The 2,214-nt window shown below is 32.5% G+C and carries 1 protein-coding gene; it reads right to left on the reverse strand.

All coding sequences use genetic code 11. The features are described 5' to 3' along the window. Positions 1–475: 475 nt before the first annotated feature. Positions 476–2,038 carry a sucrose phosphorylase gene (gene gtfA / locus WBN21_RS11965; RefSeq protein WP_424200582.1) on the reverse strand — a complete coding sequence of 521 codons (1,563 nt, stop codon included), beginning with the start codon at positions 2,036–2,038 and terminating at the stop codon, positions 476–478. Positions 2,039–2,214: the final 176 nt, after the last annotated feature.

Genomic DNA, 2,214 nt, shown 5'->3' on the forward strand with positions numbered 1-2,214 from the left:
TGGATAATTGTGTGTAAAATAAATTGCCAGAGCAATTTGATTTTATAAAACAATCGAGCGCTTGGTAGCGGCTATTTTACATAACGGCTAATTATAGATACAAATGTTTTATAAACGCTGCGAAGCAAACCGCTTATTAGTTTAATGACCCAAGTTCCAATTAATCTAATGAAAACAAATGCTTCTGGGATATTTTACATAATACTACATTATAGCTATCAAATGGACTTCTCTCATAAAATACCAATGATAACATTTGTTCTATAATGTTCTGCGTTATGTAACTTGAGCTTTGGTTAAAAGCGAAAGTTGTTACTACAGTTTCTTGAAAAAATTTATTCTCAAAAGTTTCTTCTACGATGTTAATGGAACACTTTTTATGCGACGACGTAGGAGGGAAGCGTAATGTGTGTGGAATGAATAAGACTTAAATATTAAAGTTTAAATATAAAAGACCAAAATGTGGTTATGGTTATTAAAAGACCTTCACTTTATTGATACCAGATTCTGTATAATTAATTGAGAATCTATAAGTCTTGAGGTTTGCTTTTAAATGTGCAAAAACATTGCCGTTTTTCCATAAAATATCAATTTCATTTTTAGAAGCATCATTGATTTTTATTTCGCCGTCAAATGCTTTTGACGTATTTCTTAAGCGCATAATTTCAAGTTGACCCGTTACAACATCCGTCATTACTCCTTTTTCAATATCGTTCACAGATAATGTAGTTCGGTTAATTTCTTTGTGGCCACCACTACCACCTTTATCGGCAGCTTCATAATTGTTTTTACCGGCAAAAATATCTAAATACCAAACCTGAGGAATCCCTGGCATAAACATCTGAATGGCTCTAGCTAACAATAGTTTTTGTTCATTTTCTCCTAAAGCACTAAAGAATGTTGCATTCACTTGATAGTAAGAGATTTTTTTTCCTGAAGGGCCATAAAGATTTTTTACTCGACCTCCTCTTTCCATAATCGTGCTCATTATGGTTTCTATCTCATTATCTTCTAATAAACCTTTGTTGTAAACGCCATTAACTTCTTTTCCTTTTAAGTCTAAAACAGGTATTCCATCATGGCAACCAAGCATATTTACCGTTTTGTAGCCTTTACAAATAATTTCTTTTGCCCAGGTTAAAATTGCCTTATTATTACCTGTTTCAAGTGTATGAATAGTTAATCCTGGCAAGAAGAAATCGTAAATTTGATAGCCTTCGTTTGCTACTTCATCATGTAAATGCAAACCGTATTCTGCATGAATCTCTGGCAACAACGTTAAATCATTTTTATCTGCAATTTGCCTTATACGTTTTAAATACTGCCAAGTACCGGGTTTATTGAAAAAATTGGACTGCCCAATCTCTTTGTGCAAATAGGCAAAAGCATCTAATCTTAAAATTGAACAACCAAAATCGTTTACTTTTTGCAAGGTTTCCTCATAAAAATCCCAAACCAATTCTGATTTTGCATTTACGTCCATTTGCCCTAAAAAACTTTTATCGGCATTTACTTTTTGATAAAAGGTATTCCAATACGGTTTTTCAGTCCCGTCAGGAAAAGGAACTTTTAAAATTGGAAGTCCTGATTTTCTCATAAATAATTTGCTAAGAAATTCTTCTTCAGGAATGATTACACCATCATTACCCATAGTTCCATTTCCTTCCCAAAAGGTATTCCAATTAATAAAAAAATCTTTATACTTTGATTTGTCTCCGTGCTTTAATAAATCTTTAAACTGAGGAGATGCTACAGACAAGTGATTTAAAACAATATCAAACTTCAACTGTATGTTGAGCTCATCAAGAGCCTTTAAATCTTCTTGAGATACTAAGTCTTCATTTAGATTGTAGTCTATAACAGAAAAACCTCTATCTAAATCGCTATTGAAAAATGTTGGTAATACATAAAACAACGAGAAAACATCTTTGAATTGAGGCATTTGTAACATGGTAACCATGTCACTTAAATTTGCTCCAATGCTATCGGGATATGCATTAAGCATAACACCGTTGCGAATAATAGAATCTTTTGGCATTATTTAAAATTTTATAGAAGTTCTGATAATATGTTTATGTTATCTGGTAGCCTACCGACATTTTGAAGCTTTAAAGCAGCCAATTGCAAAGCTACTTCTTAACATTTTTCAACTGTTTTATTTTTAATGTGAGAGAATAAAAACCCAGACCAAAATGCATCGCCAGCTCCAGTTGC

The sequence above is a fragment of the Algibacter sp. genome (genome assembly GCF_049667265.1).
Lineage (GTDB): Bacteria > Bacteroidota > Bacteroidia > Flavobacteriales > Flavobacteriaceae > Algibacter_B.

What these genes read in the sequence shown, in the direction of transcription:
- gtfA (WP_424200582.1), bottom strand. Translation starts at nt 2,038, where the DNA reads ATGCCAAAAGATTCTATTATTCGCAACGGTGTTATGCTTAATGCATAT.